Origin of the sequence: Actinomycetospora soli (assembly GCF_021026295.1) — a bacterium.
Taxonomy (GTDB): Bacteria; Actinomycetota; Actinomycetes; order Mycobacteriales; family Pseudonocardiaceae; genus Actinomycetospora; species Actinomycetospora soli.
The window spans coordinates 98777-121655 of the sequence record NZ_JAJNDA010000018.1; the positions used below are offsets into that span (position 1 = coordinate 98777).

General features: G+C 73.8%; 29 protein-coding genes. 12 read left to right on the forward strand and 17 right to left on the reverse strand.

Annotated elements, in window-relative coordinates:
* The 8 genes from LN037_RS24725 to gatC form a co-directional block, all read right to left on the reverse strand.
* Positions 1-810 (reverse strand): GvpL/GvpF family gas vesicle protein, encoded by an 810-nt coding sequence (locus tag LN037_RS24725; RefSeq protein WP_230758429.1) that lies wholly within the window; start codon positions 808-810, stop codon positions 1-3.
* Complete coding sequence (gene gvpJ / locus LN037_RS24730; protein ID WP_230758431.1) at positions 807-1190, reverse strand: gas vesicle protein GvpJ; 384 nt, start codon at positions 1188-1190, stop codon at positions 807-809. Before gvpJ ends, LN037_RS24725 begins: the two co-directional genes overlap by 4 nt.
* Before the next feature lie 66 nt (positions 1191-1256).
* On the reverse strand, positions 1257-2525 hold the full coding sequence (locus LN037_RS24735; protein ID WP_230758432.1) for an SRPBCC family protein: 1269 nt from the start codon (positions 2523-2525) through the stop codon (positions 1257-1259).
* Positions 2518-3519 (reverse strand): hypothetical protein, encoded by a 1002-nt coding sequence (locus tag LN037_RS24740; protein ID WP_230758434.1) that lies wholly within the window; start codon positions 3517-3519, stop codon positions 2518-2520. Before LN037_RS24740 ends, LN037_RS24735 begins: the two co-directional genes overlap by 8 nt.
* A gap of 911 nt (positions 3520-4430) precedes the next feature.
* Positions 4431-4964 (reverse strand): hypothetical protein, encoded by a 534-nt coding sequence (locus LN037_RS24745; RefSeq protein ID WP_230758436.1) that lies wholly within the window; start codon positions 4962-4964, stop codon positions 4431-4433.
* A 294-nt stretch (positions 4965-5258) separates the two neighbouring features.
* Positions 5259-6776 carry an Asp-tRNA(Asn)/Glu-tRNA(Gln) amidotransferase subunit GatB gene (gene gatB, locus LN037_RS24750; protein WP_230758438.1) on the reverse strand — a complete coding sequence of 506 codons (1518 nt, stop codon included), beginning with the start codon at positions 6774-6776 and terminating at the stop codon, positions 5259-5261.
* Entirely contained in the window at positions 6773-8296 is a 1524-nt protein-coding gene (gene gatA, locus LN037_RS24755; RefSeq protein WP_230758440.1) for an Asp-tRNA(Asn)/Glu-tRNA(Gln) amidotransferase subunit GatA, read from the reverse strand. Before gatA ends, gatB begins: the two co-directional genes overlap by 4 nt.
* Entirely contained in the window at positions 8293-8589 is a 297-nt protein-coding gene (gene gatC / locus LN037_RS24760; protein ID WP_230758443.1) for an Asp-tRNA(Asn)/Glu-tRNA(Gln) amidotransferase subunit GatC, read from the reverse strand. Before gatC ends, gatA begins: the two co-directional genes overlap by 4 nt.
* Before the next feature lie 321 nt (positions 8590-8910).
* On the opposite strand from gatC, the gene LN037_RS24765 reads away from it, so the two are divergent.
* A complete protein-coding gene (locus LN037_RS24765) occupies positions 8911-9588 on the forward strand; it encodes an ACT domain-containing protein (protein ID WP_230758446.1) in 678 nt (225 codons plus the stop codon).
* A gap of 32 nt (positions 9589-9620) precedes the next feature.
* On the opposite strand, the gene LN037_RS24770 is transcribed toward LN037_RS24765, so the two are convergent.
* From LN037_RS24770 to LN037_RS24780, 3 genes are all read right to left on the reverse strand, one after another.
* Complete coding sequence (locus LN037_RS24770; protein WP_308286187.1) at positions 9621-10433, reverse strand: 3-keto-5-aminohexanoate cleavage protein; 813 nt, start codon at positions 10431-10433, stop codon at positions 9621-9623.
* 146 nt (positions 10434-10579) lie between these two features.
* Entirely contained in the window at positions 10580-12736 is a 2157-nt protein-coding gene (ligA, locus tag LN037_RS24775; RefSeq protein WP_230758452.1) for an NAD-dependent DNA ligase LigA, read from the reverse strand.
* Between the two features lie 145 nt (positions 12737-12881).
* Positions 12882-13961 (reverse strand): uroporphyrinogen decarboxylase/cobalamine-independent methonine synthase family protein, encoded by a 1080-nt coding sequence (locus tag LN037_RS24780; RefSeq protein WP_372460522.1) that lies wholly within the window; start codon positions 13959-13961, stop codon positions 12882-12884.
* A gap of 25 nt (positions 13962-13986) precedes the next feature.
* Here LN037_RS24780 and LN037_RS24785 point away from each other — a divergent pair, with 25 nt between their 5' ends.
* Genes LN037_RS24785 through LN037_RS24805 form a run of 5 tightly spaced genes read left to right on the forward strand, consistent with a single transcriptional unit; the run spans position 13987 to position 17836 of the window.
* Positions 13987-14784 (forward strand): TSUP family transporter, encoded by a 798-nt coding sequence (locus LN037_RS24785; RefSeq protein WP_230758455.1) that lies wholly within the window; start codon positions 13987-13989, stop codon positions 14782-14784.
* 32 nt (positions 14785-14816) lie between these two features.
* A complete protein-coding gene (locus tag LN037_RS24790) occupies positions 14817-15641 on the forward strand; it encodes a 3-methyladenine DNA glycosylase (RefSeq protein ID WP_230758459.1) in 825 nt (274 codons plus the stop codon).
* Positions 15642-15651: 10 nt separating this feature from the next.
* Positions 15652-15789 (forward strand): hypothetical protein, encoded by a 138-nt coding sequence (locus tag LN037_RS24795; RefSeq protein WP_230758461.1) that lies wholly within the window; start codon positions 15652-15654, stop codon positions 15787-15789.
* Positions 15786-16442 (forward strand): nucleoside/nucleotide kinase family protein, encoded by a 657-nt coding sequence (locus LN037_RS24800; protein ID WP_230758464.1) that lies wholly within the window; start codon positions 15786-15788, stop codon positions 16440-16442. Before LN037_RS24795 ends, LN037_RS24800 begins: the two co-directional genes overlap by 4 nt.
* A complete protein-coding gene (locus LN037_RS24805) occupies positions 16439-17836 on the forward strand; it encodes an ATP-dependent 6-phosphofructokinase (RefSeq protein ID WP_230758466.1) in 1398 nt (465 codons plus the stop codon). The genes LN037_RS24800 and LN037_RS24805 overlap by 4 nt, the downstream gene beginning before the upstream one ends.
* Before the next feature lie 37 nt (positions 17837-17873).
* On the opposite strand, the gene LN037_RS24810 is transcribed toward LN037_RS24805, so the two are convergent.
* A complete protein-coding gene (locus LN037_RS24810; RefSeq protein WP_230758468.1) occupies positions 17874-18626 on the reverse strand; it encodes an SDR family NAD(P)-dependent oxidoreductase in 753 nt (250 codons plus the stop codon).
* Between the two features lie 54 nt (positions 18627-18680).
* Between LN037_RS24810 and LN037_RS24815 the strand changes: the two genes are divergently transcribed.
* Positions 18681-19028, forward strand: a complete 348-nt coding sequence (locus LN037_RS24815; RefSeq protein WP_230758470.1) for a MerR family transcriptional regulator — start codon at positions 18681-18683, stop codon at positions 19026-19028.
* Between the two features lie 10 nt (positions 19029-19038).
* Here the strand turns inward: LN037_RS24815 and LN037_RS24820 are convergent, their stop codons facing one another.
* Genes LN037_RS24820 through mrf form a run of 3 tightly spaced genes read right to left on the reverse strand, consistent with a single transcriptional unit; the run spans position 19039 to position 20866 of the window.
* Positions 19039-19380, reverse strand: coding sequence for a hypothetical protein (locus tag LN037_RS24820; RefSeq protein WP_230758472.1), 342 nt, complete (start codon positions 19378-19380; stop codon positions 19039-19041).
* Entirely contained in the window at positions 19377-19628 is a 252-nt protein-coding gene (locus LN037_RS24825) for a type B 50S ribosomal protein L31 (protein WP_230758475.1), read from the reverse strand. The genes LN037_RS24820 and LN037_RS24825 overlap by 4 nt, the downstream gene beginning before the upstream one ends.
* Entirely contained in the window at positions 19625-20866 is a 1242-nt protein-coding gene (gene mrf / locus LN037_RS24830) for a ribosome hibernation factor-recruiting GTPase MRF (RefSeq protein WP_230758478.1), read from the reverse strand. The genes LN037_RS24825 and mrf overlap by 4 nt, the downstream gene beginning before the upstream one ends.
* A gap of 61 nt (positions 20867-20927) precedes the next feature.
* On the opposite strand from mrf, the gene rpmG reads away from it, so the two are divergent.
* From rpmG to ykgO, 5 genes are read left to right on the forward strand one after another with little or no spacing between them, the layout of a single operon-like run.
* Positions 20928-21092, forward strand: coding sequence for a 50S ribosomal protein L33 (gene rpmG, locus LN037_RS24835; RefSeq protein ID WP_230758480.1), 165 nt, complete (start codon positions 20928-20930; stop codon positions 21090-21092).
* Positions 21092-21337 (forward strand): 30S ribosomal protein S18, encoded by a 246-nt coding sequence (gene rpsR / locus LN037_RS24840; protein ID WP_230758483.1) that lies wholly within the window; start codon positions 21092-21094, stop codon positions 21335-21337. The genes rpmG and rpsR overlap by 1 nt, the downstream gene beginning before the upstream one ends.
* Positions 21334-21570 (forward strand): 50S ribosomal protein L28, encoded by a 237-nt coding sequence (gene rpmB, locus LN037_RS24845; protein WP_230758486.1) that lies wholly within the window; start codon positions 21334-21336, stop codon positions 21568-21570. Before rpsR ends, rpmB begins: the two co-directional genes overlap by 4 nt.
* 31 nt (positions 21571-21601) lie before the next feature.
* On the forward strand, positions 21602-21907 hold the full coding sequence (gene rpsN / locus LN037_RS24850; RefSeq protein ID WP_230758489.1) for a 30S ribosomal protein S14: 306 nt from the start codon (positions 21602-21604) through the stop codon (positions 21905-21907).
* Positions 21908-21915: 8 nt separating this feature from the next.
* On the forward strand, positions 21916-22038 hold the full coding sequence (gene ykgO / locus LN037_RS24855; protein ID WP_018334958.1) for a type B 50S ribosomal protein L36: 123 nt from the start codon (positions 21916-21918) through the stop codon (positions 22036-22038).
* Here the strand turns inward: ykgO and LN037_RS32900 are convergent.
* Together LN037_RS32900 and LN037_RS24860 are read right to left on the reverse strand one after the other, a co-directional pair.
* Positions 22029-22154: a hypothetical protein gene (locus LN037_RS32900; RefSeq protein ID WP_255694864.1), complete on the reverse strand. Its 126-nt coding sequence runs from the start codon at positions 22152-22154 to the stop codon at positions 22029-22031. The two genes, ykgO and LN037_RS32900, sit on opposite strands and share 10 nt — an antisense overlap.
* Before the next feature lie 140 nt (positions 22155-22294).
* Positions 22295-22648 carry a PRC-barrel domain-containing protein gene (locus LN037_RS24860; protein ID WP_230758491.1) on the reverse strand — a complete coding sequence of 118 codons (354 nt, stop codon included), beginning with the start codon at positions 22646-22648 and terminating at the stop codon, positions 22295-22297.
* Positions 22649-22879 lie beyond the last annotated feature (231 nt).

A 22879-nucleotide genomic window follows, 5' to 3' on the forward strand; every position in this document is an offset into this window, starting at 1 on the left:
TCACTCACCGTCCTGATCCGGCACGTCGTACTCCGGCAGGAAGTCGAAGCACGCCGTCGGCCCGAACAGCCGCAGCTCGACCCGGCCCGACCACTCGTCACCCAGGTCGTCCACCGCCCGCTCGAAGTCGGTGCGGTGGTCGCGACGCACGAGGAACGCGACGTGCACCGCGCCGGTCTCGCCACTGACCTCCTTGACGACCGTCGCCACCGCGTAGCGCCCGAGCGCGTCCAGCGTGGCGTCGGCGTCCGCGGCGCGGATGGCGTCCATGGCCTGCGAGACGGCCTCGCCGAGCTTGACCCGGTCGTAGTACGAGCTGTCCTCGTCCATGCCCGAGATGCGTTCCCGCAGGTCGCGGATGGACGGGTTCTCCTCGACGATCCGGGTGAGGATCACGCTCTGGTCGTAGTCCCCGCGCAACGAGAACTGCACGAGGTCCGCCATGTCCTCGAGCGCCCGGGCGAAGTAGTCCCGGTGCGGCTCGAGCAGTTCCTCGCGGACCGCGTCGTCGTCGGTGAGCACCCCGCCGAACCGCATCGGCAGGACGGCCGTCTCGACGGCGATCGCGTTCAGCACCCGCTCGTGGGCGAGCAGGTGCTGGCGCGTCCCCAGCGGGCGGTCCACCGCGACGTCGCTGACGACCGCGGCGAGCGGCCCGGCGCTGACCAGCCCGAGCCCGGACTCACCGGACTCGCTCCCGGTGTCGATCCCCTCCAGCCCGTCGGGGATGCGCTGCCCGGACCGCAGGATGCCGTACACGTAGGACCCGATCCGCTCGTTCCCGGAGTCCTGCTCCGGCGCCTCGCTCACGACTCCTGCTTCCGGCTCGCACGGCGCTCGTCGCGGAGCTCGTCCCACTTCTCCTTGCCGGCGTCCAGGACGCCCTTCGTCTTCCCCTTGGCCCCGCCCTGGGTGACGTTCTCGGTCATGCCACCCATGAACTCGCCGAGGTCCTTGCCCCCCTTGGCGTGCAGGTCGAGCCGGTTCGTCGCCTCGGCGAACCGCAGGTAGGTGTCGACGCTCGCGACGACGATGCGCGCGTCGATCGTCAGGATCTCGATACCGACCAGTGAGACCTTGACGAACGCGTCGATCACCAGACCCTTGTCCAGGATCAGATCCAGGACCTCGGCCAGGCCGCCCTGCGGGGCCTTCTGCACCCCACCGCCCTGACGTTGGCTGACGGTCACGTCTCCTCCTCGCACCGATGTTCACGTGACCGGGCGCGCTGCTGGACCCGGGAGGGGTGTGCTGGATCAGGCGGGAGCCGGCTGCCGCCGCCCGCGGCGTCGACCCGAGCGGGAGCGGCGGCCGCCCCCGTCCGCCTCGTCGTCGGCGTCGGTGTCGTCGGCGACGTCGTCGTCGGCGACGTCGTCGTCCACGTCGTCGGTGTCCTCCACGTCGTCCGTGTCGTCCACGTCGTCCGTGTCGTCCGTGTCCTCGTCGAGCTCGTCGTCGGCCAGGTCGGCCTCGTCCAGCTCGTCGTCCGCGAGGTCCTCGTCGTCGAGCTCGTCGTCGGCGAGTTCGTCCTCGTCGAGCTCCTCGTCCGAGGGCTCGTCCGCGAGCTCGTCGTCGGCGACGTCGTCGTCCGACTCCTCCGCGGCGCGCTCCTCCTCGAGGGCCTCCTCATGGGTCTTGACGACCTCGCTGTCGCGAATCTCGCCGCGCCAGCCCTCGATCTGGTCACGATTGACCAACGAATCCATCATGACATGGCGACAGAAATGCTTGAACTCGAGACGCGCCCGCCGACCGACCGCCCGCCACAGGTTCCCGGTCTTCTCGAAGAATCCCTGCGGGTAGTACTCCATGATCAGCACGATGCGCGTCAGGTTCGGCGCCAGTTCACTGAAGGTGACGATTCCGTCGGCGCGACCCTTCTGCCCCGACGAGACCCAGAGGATGTGCGAGTCGGGAATCTGCTCGACGATCGTGGTGTCCCAGGACCGCTTCGACCAGAACACCTTCGCGTGCCAGGTGATCTTCTCGTCGGCGGACTGGTCGACGTTCTCGACCTTCTTCATGAAGCTCGGGAAGTCGGCGAACTGCGTCCACTGGTCGTAGGCCAGCCGCAGCGGGACGCCGACGTCCTGGACCTCGAAGATGTTCATGAACTTGAACTTGCCGCGGGCGCCCGCGTTGCCCCCGCCGCCTCCGCCGCCCTCGCCGTCGGCGTCGTCCTCGTCGTCGTCACCGCCCCCGAGGCCGGGCACGACGTTGCCGAGCGCACCCGTGACCTTGTCCTTGAGCGAGCCCGCGCCCCCCTTGAGGGCACCCATGATCGGGCTTCCCCCCTCCGCGTCGGACCCGCCGCCGGAGAGGGCGCTCGTCAGGCCGACGCCGCCGTTCTGCGCGACGTCGGTGAGGCGGTCGGTCAGTCCCTCGACCTGCTGGAGGGCGGCGTCGCCGAGCTTGGTGACCAGCGCCTGGACGAGGCGCTGGCCGGCCTCCTTCAGTGCGTCGGTGGGCAGCGCCCCGGCCACCGAGCCGGCGCCGTTCGCGGTGTTCGTCGCGGTCTCAGTCATCGCTTCCCCTCGTCCTGCGGCCCGACGAGGCGGCGGCGCCCGAACGCGAGCGGCCACCCCCCGACGACGTGCGGGAGGAACGGCCCGACGAGGCCGACCGCCCGTTGTTCGACGAGCTCTTGCCCGAGGCCGCGGTCCGCGTCCGGCCGGACTTCGTCGACGACCCGGAGGTGGAGCCGCTCGACGAGCTCGTGCGACGGGTCCGACGGGGGCGCTCCTGGTCGGTGACCGGCGCGTCGTCCTCGTCGTCCGGTGCGGCGTCGTCGTCCTCGGGCGCGTCGTCCGTCGCCTCGGCCGCGGCCGCCTCGTCGTCGGCCGGCTCGCCGTCGGCGGTGGCCTCGTCCGCTGCGTCCTGCTCGGCGACGTCCTCGTCGAGGTCCTCGTCGGCGTCCCGGTCCTCGGCCTCGCCGCGCGGGTCGTCCTCGACGACGTCCTCGTCGGTCGCGTCCTCGTCGACGGGCCCGGTCGAGGTCTCCTCCGCCGGCTCCTCGCTCTGCTCGCCACGCTTCCGGCGCCGCCCGAGCCCCTTGCGCACCGCGCCGCCCGCGGACCCGGCCGCGCCCCCGACCGCCTTGCCGGTCCGGCCGACCGTCTCGCCGACGGCACCCCCGGCCTGCGTCGCGGTGTCACCGACCGCGCCACCCGCCTGGGTGGCCGCCTGGCCGGCGGCCTGCGTGGCCCCCGCCGCGGGCTTGCCGAGGTTCTCGACCCGGTCGACGAGGCTGTCGGTCAGGGCCTCCATGCGTGAGGTCGCCGCGGCCAGCGCCGCCTCCTTGCCGACCTCGAGGAGACGCCCGCGGACCGCGCTGTCCAGCCGCTGGAGCTCCGGGGAGGCGTCGACGAGCTTCGACGCGGCCGCGAGCAGCTGGGTCGGATCGGTCGGGATCTTCTTCCCGACGAGGGCCCCGCCGAGCATGATCGCCAGTTTCATCTTCTTCGTCCGCCCGAGGAGGTAGCCCCCCACCACGGCGAGAAGCAGTTTCGCGCCACCCATCAGCAGTTACCCCGCAATTCGATCGGGCGCGCTGGTTCGATCCCTCGCGCGTGGTCGCCGTCTTTCCCGAACACTCGGCGTCTCCAAACCTCGTCGGCCAACCGTGTCGACATTTCCGCCGAGCTCCGGTGGCCGCGGACCCTACAAGTCGTGATCGCCACCCGCGACGCCGCGCGAGGAGATCCGGAAAGGTTCGGCCGAACGGCTGCGAACGCGGCCCTGCAGGGGACGGATGAATGCGAGAACGGACCTCGCGGATGCTTCCGCAAATAGGGTCGTTCGGTCGGACGACAATTCGCGATCGCATTCCGACGGTGGACCGGACAGCGCTGTGATCGTTCGTCCGAACACGGATGAAGATCGTTCGCGGGGGACCGATCCTGCTCTCACCCAGCGAGAGGGAGACGCACGTCACTCGGCCCTTCGGTCGCCGGGGCAGTGCCCGACAGCCGTGTCCGGGGTGCACCGTCCGGTCCTGCGCGACACGTCCGTCCGGCCCTCCTCCGCGGGACCGTCGCGGCGCGGACGCCCGGCCCTCCCGCGGAGCGTCGGGCGATGCTCCCGGGCCGGACGGTCACGGCCGTCGACGCGACCGGCCGCGAGCGGGACACCGCGCCGGCCCGCAGATCGGTACGGACCCCACGGCACTCGCGTGGACGGGGACGTCGCCACGGCCGACCGGCCCCCGGACGCACCACGGCCCCGCCTCCACCCCGGGGCAGCGGGGTGGGGACGGGGCCGTGGGTTCGGGGAGCGGACGAGGAGGACGAGCGGGCTGCCGACCGGGTCGGAGTCGGTCGGTGGGGCCTGCCGTCCGCGTCGTCGCGTGCCGGGCGGGGAGTCCCGGCACCCGACCCCGCGTCCGTGGCCGATCGGGGAGGGCCGGACGACGCGGGGTGGTCGGTGGTGGATCAGCCGAAGGAGAGCACCGAGAGCTGCTCCGGAGCGGACGAGGACAGCTTCGACGTCCAGTGCTGGACGTCGTTGCGGCCGTTGTCCAGGGCGTGCTGCACGTCGTCGCCCATGAGACCGATCTGCTCGGACGCCTCGTCGGCGGTGAGCCCGTCGTGCGCGGCGGTCGTCCAGTTGTACCGCGCGTGCTCGAGGTCGTTCTTCGTGTTGCTCAGCGCGTGGCCGCCGTCGGTGGCCATGTCGGCGAGGACCGACGACGACGCCGAGTCCTTCAGCGAGGACGCGACGTCGGACGCCCGGTGCTGCAGGTCGGAGCCCGAGCGGACCTCGTGCGAGGCCTTGCCGAGCTGGTGGGCACCGTCGGCGAGCCGGCCCTGCAGCTCGTGGCCCGCGGAGTGGCCCGCGGACTGCAGCTGGTGGGCGGTGGGCGCCTCGTGCGCGAACGCCATCGAGGCGGTGCCGCCGGCGACGACGGCGACGGCGGCGGCCGTGAAGGCGCCACGGCCGGCGAGGCGGGCAGCCTGGGACGCCACGTGGGGAGCGTGGGGAGCGTGATGAGCGCCCATGCGAAGGCCTCCTCCTATCGGGGTGTGCGGATACGACCGGACGGCGGATCAAGCGATGACCCACCCGGAGTCCGGCTACGAGCCGTTCTCCGCCCACTCCAACGGACGACCTGCGATCGGGTTACGGATCGGTCACAACGGGCGTTGGAAAAGGTGGTTGGCGTCACGCACCGTGCTCTCCGGGCACCGTCGGTGATCATCCCGGACGCACGAACGGCACCCCCGCGATGCGGGGGTGCCGTTCGGTCGAGGTGGTGGCGGTCAGGACCCGGCGGCGACCCGCTCCAGCACCAGCGACTGCACGCGGGCGGCGTCCGCCTGGCCCCGCGTGGCCTTCATGACCGCGCCGACGATCGCGCCGGCCGCCTTCGTCTTGCCCGCCCGGATCTTCTCCGCGATGGCCGGCTGCGCCGCGAGCGCCTCGTCGACGGCGGCCGTGAGCGCCGAGTCGTCGCTGACCACCGCCAGCCCGCGGCCCGCGACCACGTCGTCGGGGGTGCCCTCCCCGGCCAGGACGCCGTCGACCACCTGCCGGGCGAGCTTGTTGGTCAGCGTCCCCTCGGCCACCAGGGCGATCACGCGGGCCACGTCGGCCGGGGTGATCGCCAGGTCCGCCGGCTCGACGCCCGCCGTGTTGGCCTGCTGGGTCAGGTACGACACCCACCAGGAGCGGGCCGACTCGGCCGGCGCCCCCGCCTCGACGGTGTCGGCCACGAGGTCGAGCACCCCGGCGTTGACCAGGTCGCGCAGCTCCTCGTCGGACAGACCCCACTCGGTCTGGATCCGCGCCCGGCGTTCCCACGGCCGCTCCGGCAGGCCCGCCCGCAGCTCCTCCACCCAGGCGGCCGACGGCTCGATCGGCACCAGGTCGGGCTCGGGGAAGAACCGGTAGTCGGCGAAGGTCTCCTTCGGCCGCCCCGCGGAGGTGGTCCCGGACTGCTCGTCGAAGTGCCGCGTCTCCTGGGTGATCGAGCCGCCGGAGAGCAGGACCCCCGCGTGCCGGCCCATCTCGTAGCGCACGGCCCGCTCGACCGACCGCAGCGAGTTCACGTTCTTGGTCTCGGTGCGGGTGCCGAACTCGGTGGTGCCCGTCGGCATCAGCGAGACGTTCGCGTCGCAGCGCATCGAGCCCTGGTCCATGCGGACGTCGGAGACGCCGAGGCCCTGGATGACGTCGCGCAGGGCCGACACGTACGCGCGGGCGATCTCCGGCGCCCGCACCCCGGCCCCGAGGATCGGCTTCGTGACGATCTCGATGAGCGGCACGCCGGCGCGGTTGTAGTCGAGCAGGGAGTACGAGGCGCCGTGGATGCGGCCCGTCGCGCCGCCCATGTGCAGCGACTTGCCGGTGTCCTCCTCCATGTGCGCGCGCTCGATCTCCACGCGCCAGGTGGACCCGTCGTCGAGGGGGACGTCGAGGTACCCGTCGAAGACGATCGGGTCGTCGTACTGCGAGATCTGGAAGTTCTTCGGCATGTCCGGGTAGAAGTAGTTCTTCCGGGCGAAGCCGCTGCGCTCCCGCACCTGGCAGTTCAGCGCCAGGCCGATCTTGACCGCACCCTCGACCGCGCGGGCGTTGACCCGCGGCAGCGACCCGGGCAGGCCGAGGCACACCGGGCAGACGTTCGTGTTCGGCTCGGCGCCGAACTCGTTGCGGCAGCCGCAGAACATCTTCGTGGCCGTGTTGAGCTCCACGTGCACCTCGAGCCCCATGACGGGGTCGAAGCGCTCGCAGACCTCCTCGACGGTGTAGGGCGCCGCGTCGACGGTGCTGGTCATGAGCTGGTCTCCAGGACGGCGGGCTCCGGGATGGTGGCGGCGAAGGGCGTTCCCGACGACGTGTCCCGGGCCAGTTCGTAGGCGGCCGCGACCCGGTAGGCGCGGTCGTCGGCGAGGGCCGGGGCCATGACCTGCAGGCCCACGGGGAGCCCGTCGTCGGAGGAGACCCCGCACGGCACCGACAGCGCGGCGTTGCCCGCGAGGTTGGTCGGGATCGTGCAGAGGTCGGCGAGGTACATCGCGACCGGGTCGTCCACGCGCTCGCCGAGCGGGAACGCGGTGGTGGGCACGGTCGGCGAGACCAGCACGTCGCAGTGCTCGAACGCGGCGGCGAAATCGCGGACGATCAGCGTGCGGGCCTTCTGGGCGCGCCCGTAGAGCGCGTCGTACGAGCCCGCCGAGAGGGCGTGCGTGCCGATCATGATGCGGCGCTTGACCTCCGGGCCGAAGCCCGCCTCGCGGGTCAGCGACATGACCTCGTCGGTCGAGTGCGACCCGTCGTCGCCCACCCGCAGGCCGTAGCGCATCGCGTCGAAGCGGGCGAGGTTCGACGACGCCTCGCTCGGCGCGATGAGGTAGTAGGCCGGGACGGCGTAGGTGAACGAGGGGCAGTCCACCTCGACCACGTCCGCGCCGAGGTCGGTCAGCACCCGCACCGCGTCGGTGAACGCCGTGAGCACCCCCGGCTGGTTGCCCTCGCCGGAGAGTTCCCGGACGACGCCGACCCGGACCCCCGCGAGGTCGCCCCGGGCTCCGGCCATCGTCGCCTCGACCACGGGCGGCAGCGGCGCGTCGATCGAGGTCTGGTCGGCCGGGTCGTGCCCGCCGATCACCTCGTGGAGCAGCGCCGCGTCCAGCACGCTGCGCCCGAAGGTGCCGATCTGGTCCAGGGACGAGGAGAAGGCGACCAGCCCGTAGCGCGAGACCGTGCCGTAGGTCGGCTTGACGCCGACGATGCCGGTGAACGCGCCGGGCTGGCGGATCGAGCCGCCGGTGTCGGACCCGAGGGCCAGCGGCGCCTCGCCCGCCGCGGTGGCGGCGGCGGACCCGCCGCTCGACCCGCCGGGGACCCGCGACGGGTCCCACGGGTTGCGGACGGCGCCGAACGCCGAGTTCTCGTTCGAGCCGCCCATCGCGAACTCGTCGAGGTTGGTCTTGCCCAGCGGCACGAGCCCGCCGTCGCGCAGGCGGCGCACCACGGTCGCGTCGTAGGGCGGGCGCCAGCCCTCGAGGATGCGCGAGGCGCAGCTCGTGGGCAGGTCCTTCGTCGCGATGTTGTCCTTGACGGCGACCGGGACGCCGGCCAGCGGGCCGCGGACGGTGCCGGACGCGATCTCGGCGTCCACCGCCTCGGCGGCGGCGAGCGCGGTGTCGCGGTCGACGTGCAGGAAGGCGTTGAGCCCGCCGTCGACGGCCTCGATGCGGTCCAGGTGGGCCCGGGTCACCTCGACGGAGGAGACCTCGCGGGCCTGCACCCGGCGGGCGATCTCCTCGGCGGACAGACGGGTCAGCTCGCTCACTGCGACTCCCCCAGGATGCGCGGCACGCGGAAGCGGCCCTCCTCGGCCTCGGGGGCGCCCGCGAGGGCGGCCTCCCGGGTCAGGCTGGGCGCCGGCTCGTCGGGCCGCAGGACGTTGGTCAACGGGGCGACGTGGCTGGTGGGCGGCACGTCGTCGGGGATCTCGGAGACGCGATCCACGGTGTCGAGGATCGCGTCGAGCTGCCCGGAGAACACGTCGAGCTCGTCGTCGGTGACGGCCAGGCGGGCCAGTCGGGCCAGGTGCGCGACGTCGGAGCGCGTGATGTCGGACATGATCCTCCGTGTGGGGAGACGGAGCGCAGCGGAGCTCGACCCCTCGATGTCGGGGCCCCTCGCGCGGTGGCGCGGGAGGTACCGATCCAGTCTAGGCGGCCCCGGCGGGGACGAGGTTTGCCGGGACCGCCTCCGGGCCACCTCCCGCCGGGCGGTCGGCGACGGCGACTCCAGCCCGCCCTCCTCGCCCACGGGCCGCTCGACTGGCACACTCGCCGCGCCCGACGACGGGTGGCCGCTGCCCCGTCCGGAGGTCCCGGGCGCGCGGTCGGTGCGGGTCGGACCGCACCGCCAGGACGGGACGAGACGGACGGAGGCGACGTGACCTACCTGCTGCGCGTGGTGCTCCCGGACCGACCGGGCACCCTCGGCGCGGTGGCCTCGGCCCTGGGGGTCGAGGGCGCGGACATCCTCAGCGTCGACGTGGTGGAACGTCACCAGGGCCAGGCGGTGGACGACCTCGTGGTCGACCTGCCCTCGGCCCGCCCACCCGACGTCCTGATCACCGCCGCGGAGTCGGTGCGCGACGTGGTCGTCGAGTCGGTCCGGCCGTTCTTCGGCCCGCTCGACACGGCCCGCGAGCTCGAGCTGGTGGAGAGCGTCGCCGCGGCGCCCGAGGAGGGCATCGGCCTGCTGGTCGACGCCGTCCCGCGCATCTTCCGGTCGGCCTGGGCGCTCGTCGTCGAGGCGTCGACCGGCGACGTCTGGAGCGACGGCGGGACCCGCGTGCGGCGGGTGGCGGCCAGCTCCGCCGCTCCGGAGACCGAGGCCGAGACCCTGCCGTGGCTGCCCCTGGTGAAGGCGACCGTGCTCGACCCGGCCGCCGGGCAGTCGGTGCCCTCGGCGTGGACCGACCTCGACACCGAGCTCGCCGCCGCGCCGCTGGGGCGCTCGGACCGGGCGCTCGTGGTCGGCCGACCCGGCGGCCCGGGATTCCGGCCGTCGGAGCTGGCGCGGCTCTCGCACCTGGCGGGCATCATCGCCACGATGACGGGCTGATCCGCCCCCGCGCGGCCGGGGCCGGCCGGTGCTCAGCGTCGGTGGTCGGGGCGGCCGCGCAGCCCGAACCCGCCGAAGGTGGAGCCCCACCCGGGGCGCCGGCGCTCGGCGAGGCGCGGCGTCACGGCCTGCCCCAGCGCGTAGCGGACGAGCTCCTCGTTGCCGGTGGCGAGCCACGTGCCGTCCGGCCCCTTGAGGGTGTCCTCGAAGCCGATCCGGGTGTCGAGGTTGTTGCGGCGGGCGTAGTCGAGCACCGGCCAGGCGCCGTCCTCCTCGCCGTGCAGCAGGATCGGCACCTGCATCGGGCCGAGGGCCTTGAGGATGCGGACCGCCTCGGCCACGGCGGTCTCCGGGTCGGTGACCGTGACCTCGGCGAGGACGCGGACCGTGCCGTCGGGCACCCCGGCCTGCTTGAGCTGCACCGCGTCGCCGGTGGTCCACACCCCGAGCTCGATGCCGATGCCCACCGAGTCGAGCGCCTCGCAGACGATCTCCCAGCCGCGCTCGTGCACGTTCACCGAGGCGACGTCGGGCCGGGCGTGCTGGGGCAGCCGCGCCCACTGCTGCACGAGCTCGGTGCGCTTGAAGGGGTTCGGCTCGACCCAGCGCGCGGTGGTGACGCCGATCTCCATCGACGGGGCGGCCTGCCGGATCGCCGAGACCACGGCGCCGATGGGGCCCGGGTCGAGGCTCTCCTGGCCGTCGACGTCACGTGGGTGCACGTGGAAGCTCGTGACGCCGAGCGCGGCGACCGCCCGGGCGTCCCGCGCCAGGTGCCGGGGCGTCATGGGGACGGCGGGATAGACGTCAGCGGGGCGGGCGCCGTTGGGGCAGCACTGCAACACCTGACGTCACCTCCCTCGTGCACCGTCCCGGGGACGACAGCGTGGCCCGGATGCGTACAGTCTTCAACCTCCCGGGTGTCGACGGCAACGTCTGCACGTGCGTCTGCACGCTTTTCCCGCAACGCCACCCGTCCGCCACAGCGCGGTCACTCTGCGGCGTCCTGCCCGTCCGCGGCCTCCGTCGTGCCCTCCGCCCCGATCTGTGCCACCTCGCGCGCCGCGTCCGGACCCTGCTCGAGCAGCACCCGGAAACCGGCCTCGTCGAGGATCGGGACCTTGGCCGCCACCGCCTTGTCGTACTTCGAGCCCGGTTCGTCGCCGACCACCACGAAGGCGGTCTTCTTCGACACCGACCCCGCGGCACGCCCGCCGCGGGCGAGGATGGCCTCCTTGGCCTCGTCGCGGGAGAAGTCCGGCAGCGACCCGGTCACCACCACCGAGAGGCCCTCGAGGGTGCGGGGCGTGGACTCGTCGACCTCCTCGGCCAGGACGACCCCCGCGGCCCGCCACTTCTCGACCACCTCGCGGTGCCAGTCCACCGCGAACCACTCGCGGACGGCCGTGGCGATCGTGGGCCCGACCCCGTCGACGTCGGCGAGCTCCTCCTCGGTGGCCGCGTCGATCGCCTCGACCGACCGGAAGTGCCGCGCGAGCGCCTGCGCCGCCGTGGGCCCGACGTGGCGGATCGACAGCCCGACGAGGACCTTCCACAGCGGCCGGTGCTTCGCGGTCTCGAGGTTGGCCAGCAGCTTGCGGCCGTTGGCCGACACGTTCCCGGCCTTCGTCCGGAACAGCGGGACCTGCTCGAGCTGCTCCTCGGTGAGCGCGAAGACGTCGCCCTCGTCGTGCAGCACGCCCGACTGCAGCAGCGCGGTCGCCGCCTCGTAGCCCAGCACCTCGATGTCGAACGCGCCGCGGCCGGCGACGTGGAACAGCCGCTCCCGCAGCTGGGCGGGGCAGGACCGGGAGTTCGGGCAGCGCAGGTCCTTGTCGCCCTCGCGCATCTGCCGCAGCTCGGTGCCGCACTCCGGGCAGTGGGTCGGCATGACGAAGGCGTGCTCGCTGCCGTCGCGGGCCTCGACCACGGGGCCCAGCACCTCGGGGATCACGTCACCGGCCTTGCGGATGATGACCCGGTCGCCGATGAGGACGCCCTTGCGCTCCACCTCGCCCGCGTTGTGCAGCGTGGCCATGGAGACCGTGGAGCCCGCCACGAGCACCGGGTCCATCTCCGCGAACGGCGTGACCCGCCCGGTGCGGCCGACGTTGACGCTGATGTTCCGCAACGTCGTCGTCGCCTGTTCCGGCGGGTACTTGTAGGCGATCGCCCAGCGCGGTGCGCGGGCCGTCGAGCCGAGGCGCCGCTGCAGGGTGACGTCGTCGACCTTGACCACCACGCCGTCGATCTCGTGCTCGGCGTCGTGCCGGTGCTCCCCCCACCAGCGGGTGTGCTCGATGACCGCGTCGACGCCGTGCAGCACCCGCGTGTGCGTCGAGACCGGCAGGCCCCACGCGGCGAGCGCGTCGTAGGCCTGGGACTGGCGCTCGGGGGTGAAGCCGCGCCGCTTGCCCAGGCCGTGGCAGATCAGGCGCAGCGGGCGCGTGGCGGTGACCCGCGGGTCCTTCTGCCGCAGGCTGCCGGCGGCGGAGTTGCGCGGGTTGGCGAACGGCTGCTTCCCCGCCGCGACGAGGCCGGCGTTCAGCTCCTCGAAGTCCTCCACCCGGAAGAAGACCTCGCCGCGGACCTCCATGAGCTCCGGCACCGGGAACGCGTCGGTGCCGGTGAGCTCGGTGGGCACGTCGGCCAGCGTGCGCATGTTGAGCGTGATGTCCTCGCCGGTGCGCCCGTCGCCCCGGGTGAGCGCCCGCGTGAGGTGGCCGTTCTCGTAGAGCAGGTTGACCGCGAGCCCGTCGATCTTGAGCTCGCACAGGTACTGCAGCTCGTCGGACGGGAAGTCGAGCTCCCGCTGCACGCGCAGCACCCACTCGCGCAGTTCCCCGGGCTCGAACGCGTTGTCGAGCGAGAGCATCCGCTCCAGGTGGTCCACCGCCACGAAGTCGGTGGAGAACCCGCCGCCGACGCGCTGCGTGGGGCTCGCGGGCGTGACGAGCGACGGGTGTTCCTCCTCGAGCCGCGTCAGCTCGCCGAACAGCTCGTCGAACTCCCCGTCGGTGACGATCGGGGCGTCGAGCACGTAGTAGCGGAACTGGTGGTCGGCCACGAGCTCGGCGAGCTCGGAGTGCCGCGCCTGCACGTCGGCCGGCACGTCCGGGGTGGTCACGACGGGGCTCTCGCTGGTCACGGGGCCGAGGGTAGCCAAGGGGTCCGACGACGAAGCCCGTTCCGGACGGGTGCCGCCGGGTCGTGGCACCCCGCCCGGTGACAGCGGTGTGCCACCGCTGACGTCCGACGTCGGCCGTGGGCCACCGCTGACGCCGGGGAGACGCTCACCAGGACGACGGCGGGTCCGCGAACGCCTCCGCCAGCTCCACCGTCCGCGCCATCGCGGTCCGCGCCCACGCCGGCGTGGCGCCCGCGAGCCCGCACGTCGGGGTGACCACCGCGCGGTCGGCCAGCCGGGCCCGGTCGAACCCGAGCCGGTCGGCCAGGTCGAGCGCCGGCCGGGCCAGCCCGGCGAGCTCCGGGGCGGGGCCCTCCCCCGTCGAGGGCACCAGGCCCAGCCACATCTCCCGCCCGGCGTCCCACTGCTCCCCCACGGCGTCCAGCACGGGCGCCGACCGGTCGAGGGCGGCCAGATCCAGCGCGAGGCCGTCCACCCCGGTGGCGCCGAGCAGCGCGATCGGCGGCGTCGGGTGGCAGCAGTGCGCCACGACGGCCACCGCACCCGCGTCGCGGGCCGCGTCGACCAGCACCGAGAGGCCGGCCCGCGCGTCCGCGCCGGACACCGACCGGACCGTGCCGTACCCGCTCGGCGTCGGCAGCGTGCCCGCCAGCACCGCCGGCAGCGTCGGTTCGTCGATCTGCACGACGACGCCCGCCCCGGTCCGCCGGGCCAGCTCGGCGACGTGCCCGCGCAGCCCCTCGGCGAGGCTCTCGGTGAACTCCGCGATGGCGCCGCGGTCGGTGAGCACCCGGTTGCCGGAGCGCAGCTCCACGCCCGCGCACAGCGTCCACGGCCCGGCGACCTGGGCCTTCACCCGGCGCGGCGCGGTGCCGGTCTCCCCGAGCGTCGAGTCCAGGGCGTCCACGTCGCGCGCGAGCAGGTCGACCCCACGCCGGTGCTGGGCGCCCGGCCGGGCACTCACCCGGTAGCCGGACGGCCACACCTCCACGGCCAGGTCGACGAGCAGCGCCGCCGCCCGCCCGAGCATGTCCGCCCCGACCCCGCGGTCGGGCAGCTCGGCGACGTGCGGGAGGCCGGGCAGTTCCCCGACCACCGTCCGCGCGGCCTCGTGGTGATCGACACCCGGCAGCGACCCGATCCCGGTGGCACGCTCCTCGGGGCGCAGGGGCTCGGCCGGGTCCGGCACCGACCCGTCGTCGGGAAGACCGGGAAGATCGCTCACCGCACCAGGTCTACCAGGGAGGACCGTGACCGAGCGCAACGGACGGCTGCTGGCCATCGGCGCGGCGAGCGGCGTCGTCGGCGGACTGCTCGGCGGCGGGAACGGGGTGCTCACGGTGCCCGCCCTCGACCACTACACGACGCTGCCGCGGCCGGCCGTGCACGGCACCTCCACCCTCGCCGCGACCTGGGTGTGCGCGGCCGGTGCGCTGGTCTACTGGCTGGTCGGCGGCACCGTCGACCTGCGCGCCGGCGCCGGGATGATCGTCGGCGGGATGATCGGCGGGTTCTACGGCGCGAAGCTCGTCGCCCGCGCCTCGGAGACGCTGCTGCGGGTGCTGCTGATCGTCATCCTCGTGCTCACCGCGACGAAGCTCTACCTCGACGCCGCGGGCCTGGACCCGGTGTCCGGCGGGGCGGTCGTCCCCGCCGACCTGCTCGCGACGTGGTGGTTCGTGGTGCCGCTCTCGGTGGTGGTCGGCGTCGTCGTCGGCGCCTGGGCCGGCGCGATGGGGCTGGGCGGCGGACTGCTCGCGGTCCCGGCCCTCGTACTCCTCTTCGGGGTCGACCTGCACACCGCGGCAGGCACGTCGCTGCTCGTGTTCCTCCCGAACTCGCTGGTCGGCGGCCTCTCGCACCGACGCCAGGGGACGGCGGACCTGCGCATCGCGAACCTCGTCGGCCTCGCCGCCGCGCCCGGGGCGGTCGCCGGGGCGCTGCTCGCGCTGGCGCTGGACAACGTGGTGCTCGGCGTCGTGTTCGGCACCTTCGCGGCGGTGATGGCGGTGCGCGAGGTGGTGCTGCTCCTGCGGGCCCGTTCCTGACGACGGGTGGCCCTGGCACCCTGGGACGCGCCATGCTCCACCTCGACGAACCCACCTGGCGCGCCCGCGCCGAGGCGCACGCCGAGCGCGCCGACGCGCTCACGGCCGCGCACCGGGCGCGGCGGGAACGCCACGAGTCGCACCCCGTCGAGGACTTCCTCTACACCTACTACCCGACGCGACCGAACCGGTTGCGCGTGTGGCACCCCGGCGCGGGGGTCGGGCTGGAGCACTCCGACCGGGCGGGCTGGAAGCACTACTCCCCCGACGGCGGCCACGTCGACCCCACGACGATCCGCCCGGCGACCGTCGCGTTCGTCCGCGGCCTGCTCGCCGCCACCGCCTCCCGGACGCCGCACCTCGGCTGCTTCGGGCTGCACGAGTGGGCCATGGTCTACCGCACCGACGCGACGCGGCACCCCGTCCCGCTGCGGCTCGGCGGGGCCGGCACCGACACGGTCGTCGAGCAGCACCGCATCCGGTGCACGCACTTCGACGCCTTCCGCTTCTTCACCGACGCGGCCGCGCCCCGCAACGTCGAGACGCCCACCCGCGAGCGCCAGGCCGAGCTGGAGCAGCCGGGCTGCCTGCACGCGACGATGGACCTCTACAAGTGGGCGACGAAGCTCGGGCCGCTCGTACCCGGGGAGCTGCTGCTCGACTGCTTCGAGCTCGCCCGCGACGTGCGGGTGCTCGACATGCGCGCCTCGCCCTACGACCTCGCCGACCACGGCTACGAGCCGGTCCGCATCGAGACGGCCGCGGGGAAGGCCGCCTACGCGCAGGCCCAGCAGGGGTTCGCCGACCGCGGCGCGGACCTGCGCGCACGGCTCCTGGACACGCTCGCCCCTTGCTAGCGTCGCCGTCATGGCCACGATCACCGTGCGGGACCTCGACGACGAGGTGCGGTCCCGCCCGCGCGGGCGCGCGGCGGAGATGGTGTCCGTCCCGCCCCGGAACAGCTGCCCGGCCCCTCGTGGGATCGCGTCCGACCCGTCGTCGTGAGCCTCGACGAGCTCGTCGCGCGGGCGCGGGGCCTCGTCCGCGACGACCGCCGCGTCCTGCTCGGCATCGCCGGCGCGCCCGGCGCGGGCAAGACGACCCTCGCCCTCGCCCTGGTCGGGGCGCTCGGCCCGGAGGCCGTGCACGTGCCCATGGACGGCTTCCACCTCGCCGACGTCGAGCTCGAGCGGCTCGGGCGCCGCACCCGCAAGGGCGCGCCGGACACGTTCGACGCCGCCGGGTACGCCGCGCTGCTCGCCCGGCTGCGCGTCAGCGACCCGGCGTCGGGAACGGGTCCGGGAACGGTCTACGCGCCCGCGTTCGACCGCGAGATCGAGCAGCCCATCGCTGGATCGATTCCGGTACCCTCCTCGTGCCGGCTGGTGGTCAGCGAGGGGAACTACCTCCTCGTCGACGACCCGGCCTGGCGGGCCGTGCGCGAGGAGTTCGACGAGGTGTGGTTCCACGAGACCGACGAGGTCCTGCGGCGGACGCGCCTGGTCGAACGCCACGTACGGTTCGGCAAGACCCGCGACGAGGCCGTCGCGTGGGTGGAGGCCGTCGACGAGCCGAACGCTCGTCTGATCGGGACCACCCGTTCCCGCGCCGATCTCGTGGTGACGGAGGACGGGTCGACGCGAGCGGAGGACCGGTGACGGCGACAGCAGGGGACGACGCGGGGCTCGCCGACGACATCAAGGCCGACGACCTGGAGATCGAGACCCTCGGCCCCGCCCGCATCGCCTCCCCGCTCTCCCCGCTGCTCGACGCGAGCCGCGGCACCACCGAGCACTACGTCGATTCCGGCGACCGGGTGCTGCTCGACGACACCGCCGCCGGCATCAAGGCCCGCGGCGCGTCGTTGGAGGACCTGCCCGGCCTCGAGCCGTGCGGCCCGCGCCGCCAGATCTACTTCGACCCGTCGAAGACCCGCGCGGGCATCGTCACCTGCGGCGGGCTCTGCCCGGGGCTGAACGACGTCGTCGCGGGGCTCGTCCGCACCCTGACCTACCACTACGGCGTCCGCCGGGTGGTCGGGTTCCGCAACGGCTACCGCGGCTTCGTCTCCGCCTACGGGCACGACGTCATCGAGCTGACGCCGGAGTCGGTGCGCGACTCGCCGGTCGACGGCGGCACGTTCCTCGGCACCTCGCGCGGGCCGCAGGACCCCGAGGAGATCGTCGACTGCCTCGAGCAGATGCACCTCAACGTGCTCTTCGTGATCGGCGGCGACGGCACGATGCGCGGCGCCATGGCGATCGCCGGGGTGATCCGCGAGCGCGGCCTGCGCATCGCCGTCGTCGGCATCCCGAAGACGATCGACAACGACATCCCGTTCATCGACCAGAGCTTCGGCTTCCAGACGGCGTTCGCGGAGGCCAGCGACGCCATCCGGTCGATGACGGTGGAGGCGAAGTCGACCCCCGGCGGGATCGGCCTGGTCAAGCTCATGGGCCGGCACTCCGGCTTCATCGCCTGCTACGCCTCGCTGGTCCGCTCCGACGCCGACGCCGTGCTCATCCCCGAGGTGCCGTTCGAGCTCGAGGGCGAGACCGGCCTGCTCGAGCACCTGCGACGGCGGGTCCAGACCCGCGGCCACGCGGTCGTCGTCGTCGCGGAGGGCGCGGGCCAGGACCTGCTCCCGTCGATCGGGAGGACCGACGCGTCGGGCAACGCGAAGCTGGCCGACATCGGCCCGTTCCTCAAGGACCGGATCACCGACCACTTCGCGACGGCGGGCACGGAGACCTCGGTCCGCTACGTCGACCCGAGCTACCTCATCCGCAGCGTGCCCGCGAACCCCTACGACAGCGTCTACACCGTCCGGCTCTCGCACGCCGCGGTGCACGCCGCGATGTCCGGGCGCACCGCGATGGTGGTCGGCCGCGTCCGCCGCCGGTTCGTGCACATCCCGATGAGCCTCGCCGTCAGCCGCCGCAACCAGGTCGACCCGCACGGTGACCTCTGGATGGCCGTGCTCGAGTCGACCGGCCAGCCGTGGCGGTTCGGCGAGGACTCGGGCGCGCCGACCGGGGCGCCGCACGCCTGAGGCCGCCCGTCCGGCGTGGGAGCTCACGCTCGGCGGCTCAGCCCGAGCGCGCCAGGACCCATCCCGCGAGCGGGGCGGCGACCCGGCCCGGGAGGGCCTCGAACACCCGGCCCACGACGGCGTTGAGCCGGCCGTCGATCACGGCCGGGGCGGTGCCGGCGAGGGCGGCCAGGGCGGTCGTCGCGACCTGCTCCGCGGTCCGCGTCCCGCGGGGGTTCATCGCGGTCCGCGTCGCCCCGGGGCTCACCGCGACGACCCGCACGCCCCGGCCGCGCACCTCCGCCCACAGCGCCCGGCTCACGGCGAGCACGTAGGTCTTCGACGCCGCGTAGACGGCGAGCCCGGGCGAGGGCAGGTAGCCCCCGACGCTGGCCACGTTCAGCACGCTGCCGTGCCCCCGCTCGACCATCCGCGGGAGCAGGAGCGCCGTCAGCTCGGTGAGCGCGGAGACGTTGAGGTCGAGCATCGCGCGCAGCTCCGCCGGGTCGGTGTCCACGACGGCTCCCCCGGTGGCGACGCCCGCGTTGTTCAGCAGCAGCTCCACCTCCCCCACCTGCTCGACGAGCTTGCGCGGCGCGGCGGGGTCGGCGAGGTCCAGGGCGACGACCCGGGCCGTGCCGCCCCGGGTGCGGACGACGGCGGCGGCGTCCTCGAGCGCGGCCTCGTTCCGCCCGACGAGCACGACGTCGGCCCCGTGGTCGCCGAGCCGTTCGGCGATGGCGCGTCCGATCCCGCCCGACGCCCCGGTGACGAGGGCGGTGCGCCCCCGCATCTGTGCTGCTGTGGTCATGGCGCCGACGCTAGACCTTGACACTGACGTGAACGTCAAGGTCGGATGTGCGTCGTGCGGATCGGGGAGCTCGGCGAACGGACCGGCGTGAGCACACGCTCGTTGCGCTACTACGAGGAGCAGGGGCTCCTCGTCGGCGACCGTCTGCCGAACGGCTACCGCGACTACGGCGCCGACGCGGTCGGGACCGTCGCCTTCATCCAGGACCTCTTCAGCGCCGGCCTGCCGTCCGACATCGTCCGCGACGTGCTGCCCTGCGCCCACGGCGAGCGCCCGACCGGCGACTGCGCCGCCCTGCTCGAGCGCGCCCGGCAGGTGCGCGCGGCGCTGGTCGAGCAGGAGGAACGCATCGCCGGGCGACGCCGGACCCTCGACCGCTTCCTCGCCGAGGGCCGCGGCTGACCCACCCGGATCAGCCCGCGAGCACCCCGCTCACCAGGTGCGAGGGGGCCGGGGCGGGGGCGCCCGCCCGGAGCCATGCGCAGCACTCGGCGACGTCGGCCGGCTCGTGCAGCGGGCCCACGACCAGCGCCGGGCCGGTCGGGCGGCGGTGCACGTCGCAGGGCTGCACGAGCACCGTCGCTCCCGCCGAGGACGTCTCCGTCGAGCAGCCCTGGAGGCAGCCCGAGCGCACGAGCACCCCGTGCGGGGTCGCGCGGATCGCCGCCCGGAGCGCGTCGTCGCAGTCGGTGGGGGACGCGGCCGCGTGCGGGCAGCCATCCACCCCGCACGCGACCACGGTGACGCCGCTCATCGTCGGCCGTACCGGCGGTTGAACTTCTCGATCTGGCCACCCCGCTCGATCGGCCGGGCCGTGCCGGTCCAGATCGGGTGCGACGACGAGGAGATCTCGACGTCGAGCACGGGGTAGGTCTCGCCGTCGGTCCAGGTGATCGTGGGCAGGATCCGCGTGCCGACGACGGTCGAGCGGGTGAGGAACGTGTCGCCGCTGGTCTGGTCGCGGACGACGACGGGCCCGTAGGTGGGGTGGATGTCCTTCATGCCTGCTCTCCTCGTTGCTGGTCGATCCCGACGACGGGCCCCTCGAGCTCGTCGCACGGATCGGTGTGGCTGATGCCGAACGGGTCGGGATAGGTGCGCCAGACGTCCTCGCCGGCGGCGATCTCGTCGTCGGTGAGCAGCGCCAGGTCGAGGGCCGCGATCACCTCGGCGGGCTCGGCGTCGTGCACGAGGACCACGAGCTGCTGCTCCCGGTCGCCCCAGCGGTCGTCCCAGCGCAGCGACGCCGAGGCGCGGCGCAGCTCGTCGACGTCGTCCCACGCCAGGGAGTCCGCGAGCCACCGGCCCGCCATGGCGATCTGCAGGCCGCCGCCGGCCGACTCGATCCACAGCGCGTGCTCCGGCCGCGACGCCACCCAGACCCGGCCGCGCACGCGCACGGTGCCGGTGAGCAGCACGTCGAACGCCTCGTGCAGCCGTTCGGGGTGGAACGGCCGGCGCAGCCCGACGTGCAGCAGCGACACCCCGACATCCCGCGTGAGGGGCGGCTGACCGCGCAGCAGCGGCCCGTGCGGGTCGTCGGGGACACCGCGACGGGCGTCCGGGTGCAGCTCGGAGAGCACCGGGGTGACGTCCGGGACGCCCGCGGCCGCCGACGGCACGTCGAGCCGCCGGGCCTGCGGCGCGAGCCGCGCCAGCACGGCGTCCCGGCGCACGCGCTCCCACGGGTCCGGGCTGCCGACCACCACGAGGACGTCGGCGAACTCCGCGTGCCCCACCACGATCTGGGCCAGCGTGCGGTCGTCGTCCTCGGTGAGCGCGCGGCCGCGGTCGGCCAGGGCCTCGTCGGACCCGGCGTCGTCGAGCCAGGTCGGGCCGTCGAGGACGGCGACCACCCCGACGAGGTCGAGGACCTCGGTCACCGGACCGTCCCCGCCGTCCGGGACGACGTGGGCGAGGGCCTCGCAGACCGGCTCCGGCTCCATCCCGGGGTCGAGGAGCAGGACGACCCGCCCGACGTCGGGATCGGCGGCCAGCGCCAGCAGCAGGGGCAGGAGGTCCTCGCGGAGCGTGCAGGAGACGCAGCCGTGGGCCAGCTCGAGCGCGGAGACGCTCCACCGGCCGTCACGACGGACGGCGCGGGTCACCACGCCCTCGCCCAGTTTCCGCAGGTCGTGGGCGACGAGCACGGTGTGCGGGTCCGCGATCGCCACCGCCTCTCCGGTGGCGAGCACGGCGTCGCGGTCGACCCCGCAGACGATCACCAACGGGTCCGGCATCGGGAATCCTCCTCGGTCGGTTAGTGTTAATGATAATCGATACCAACAGCGAGGAGGAGTGATGGCTCGCAACGAGGTGCGACCGATCATCAAGATGCGGTCCACGGCGGGGACCGGGACGACCTACGTCACCCGCAAGAACCGGCGGAACGACCCCGACCGGCTCGTGCTGCGCAAGTACGACCCGAAGGTCCGGCGGCACGTCGACTTCCGCGAGGAGCGCTGATGGCGGGCCGCGCCGCCCGCGTCGGCCGTCCGGCGAAGAAGAAGGTCAACCCGCTGGTCGCGCGCGGGATCACCGAGATCGACTGGAAGGACACGTCGCTCCTGCGGACCTTCGTGTCCGACCGCGGCAAGATCCGGTCCCGTCGCGTCACGGGCCTGACCGGCCAGCAGCAGCGCCAGGTCGCGTCCGCGATCAAGACGGCGCGCGAGATGGCGCTGCTCCCCTACACGTCGACGGCCCGATGAGCCGCCGCTGCCAGGTGACGGGCCGGGCCCCGTCGTCGGGGAAGAACGTCTCGCACTCGCACGTGCGCACGAACCGCTGGTTCCGCGTGAACGTGCAGTCGAAGCGCTACTGGCTCCCGTCGGAGAACCGCTGGGTGCGCCTGCGGCTCTCGGCGAAGGGGATCAGGACGGTCGACCGGGACGGCGTCGAGTCGGTGGTGGCGCGCCTGCGCGCGGCCGGGGAGAAGGTCTGATGCGGGGCGAGCGAAGCGACGGGGAGAGCTGATGGCGAAGCGCAGCAAGATCGCGGCGAACGAGCGCCGGAAGGCGACGGTGGCGCGCTTCGCGGCCCGCCGGGCCGAACTCAAGGAGATCGTCCGGCACCCGTCGTCGTCGGACTCGGCCCGCGCGGCCGCCGTCGCCGAGCTCGCGCGCCAGCCGCGCGACGCGAGCGCCACCCGCGTGCGCAACCGCGACGCCGTCGACGGGCGGCCGCGCGGCCACCTGCGCGCGTTCGGCCTGTCCCGCGTGCGCCTGCGGGAGTACGCCCACGCCGGCTACCTGCCCGGCGTCACGAAGTCGAGTTGGTGAGGAGTGCGATGAAGGTCCGTGCGTCGCTGAAGGCGTTGAAGCAGAAGCCGGGATCGTCGGTGGTGCGCCGCCACGGCAAGGTCCTGGTGATCAACAAGCTGAACCCGAAGTGGAAGGCCCGTCAGGGCTGATCGGTGACCCGCAGCAGGAGGGCGACGAACGCGTCGGCCTGCAGTCGTCCTCCGCTGCGGGGCTCCTCCCCGCGGCGCACGTCGTCGTCGCGGAGCTCGTCGGTGACGCGGGCCATCGCCCGGAGCAGGGCCGCGGCGAGGTCCGGCGCGATGTCGCCGGTCAGCTCCAGGTCGCCGTCGTCCCGACGACGGGTCCGGACGCTCGCCAGCGCCTCGCGCAGGACCGCGCGGGGCTCGCCGGCGACGTCGTCGTCCGTCAGCGCCGCGCCAGCCGCCGGCCGGTGCCCGGGGCGGCCGGGATGCCGTAGTGCTCGAAGATCGCGGGCTCGTCGGAGGCGGGCAGCTCGCCGTCGGTGTCGATCGACGGGGCGTCCTTCGCGAGGTCCTTGTCGACCGTCACCTTCACGTGGTCCGGGTGCACCGTCGCCCCGTGCAGCGGCACGAAGACCAGGCGCTTGCCCGAGAAGATCCCGGTCGTCACGGTGACGAAGGCGGGCTCGTCGGTCGCGGTGTCGTAGTACACCGCCTCGAGGTCGCCGATCTTCGACCCGCTCGGGTCGACGACCTTCTTGCCCAGCCAGTCGCGGATGTTCTCGGCCTCGAAGCCCATGGGCGCCGATCATAGGGCGATCCGTTCCCGACGACGGGTCGGCGCGCGCGCCGGGTGGGGCTAGCCGGCCGGCCGGCCTTGTGGCGGCCTCCCGTGGCTCGGCCTGAACCGCCCCGGCTGGTGGTGAGGCTCTGATGTAGCAAGGAGACTGCTGCTGTGGCCCCACCTCGGAAGTTCGACCCGGAGACCCGGGCTCGTGCGGTGCGCATGTATGAGGACCGGTTGCGTGAT

What these genes read in the sequence shown, in the direction of transcription:
- LN037_RS24825 (WP_230758475.1), bottom strand. Translation starts at nt 19,628, where the DNA reads ATGAAGGACATCCACCCCACCTACGGGCCCGTCGTCGTCCGCGACCAG.
- LN037_RS24735 (WP_230758432.1), bottom strand. Translation starts at nt 2,525, where the DNA reads ATGACTGAGACCGCGACGAACACCGCGAACGGCGCCGGCTCGGTGGCC.
- LN037_RS24810 (WP_230758468.1), bottom strand. Translation starts at nt 18,626, where the DNA reads ATGACCACAGCAGCACAGATGCGGGGGCGCACCGCCCTCGTCACCGGG.
- LN037_RS24795 (WP_230758461.1), top strand. Translation starts at nt 15,652, where the DNA reads ATGGCCACGATCACCGTGCGGGACCTCGACGACGAGGTGCGGTCCCGC.
- ykgO (WP_018334958.1), top strand. Translation starts at nt 21,916, where the DNA reads ATGAAGGTCCGTGCGTCGCTGAAGGCGTTGAAGCAGAAGCCGGGATCG.
- LN037_RS24860 (WP_230758491.1), bottom strand. Translation starts at nt 22,648, where the DNA reads ATGGGCTTCGAGGCCGAGAACATCCGCGACTGGCTGGGCAAGAAGGTC.
- LN037_RS24820 (WP_230758472.1), bottom strand. Translation starts at nt 19,380, where the DNA reads ATGAGCGGCGTCACCGTGGTCGCGTGCGGGGTGGATGGCTGCCCGCAC.
- LN037_RS24740 (WP_230758434.1), bottom strand. Translation starts at nt 3,519, where the DNA reads ATGGGTGGCGCGAAACTGCTTCTCGCCGTGGTGGGGGGCTACCTCCTC.
- gatB (WP_230758438.1), bottom strand. Translation starts at nt 6,776, where the DNA reads ATGACCAGCACCGTCGACGCGGCGCCCTACACCGTCGAGGAGGTCTGC.
- rpsN (WP_230758489.1), top strand. Translation starts at nt 21,602, where the DNA reads ATGGCGAAGCGCAGCAAGATCGCGGCGAACGAGCGCCGGAAGGCGACG.
- rpmG (WP_230758480.1), top strand. Translation starts at nt 20,928, where the DNA reads ATGGCTCGCAACGAGGTGCGACCGATCATCAAGATGCGGTCCACGGCG.
- rpsR (WP_230758483.1), top strand. Translation starts at nt 21,092, where the DNA reads ATGGCGGGCCGCGCCGCCCGCGTCGGCCGTCCGGCGAAGAAGAAGGTC.
- LN037_RS24790 (WP_230758459.1), top strand. Translation starts at nt 14,817, where the DNA reads ATGCTCCACCTCGACGAACCCACCTGGCGCGCCCGCGCCGAGGCGCAC.
- mrf (WP_230758478.1), bottom strand. Translation starts at nt 20,866, where the DNA reads ATGCCGGACCCGTTGGTGATCGTCTGCGGGGTCGACCGCGACGCCGTG.
- rpmB (WP_230758486.1), top strand. Translation starts at nt 21,334, where the DNA reads ATGAGCCGCCGCTGCCAGGTGACGGGCCGGGCCCCGTCGTCGGGGAAG.
- LN037_RS32900 (WP_255694864.1), bottom strand. Translation starts at nt 22,154, where the DNA reads ATGGCCCGCGTCACCGACGAGCTCCGCGACGACGACGTGCGCCGCGGG.
- gatC (WP_230758443.1), bottom strand. Translation starts at nt 8,589, where the DNA reads ATGTCCGACATCACGCGCTCCGACGTCGCGCACCTGGCCCGACTGGCC.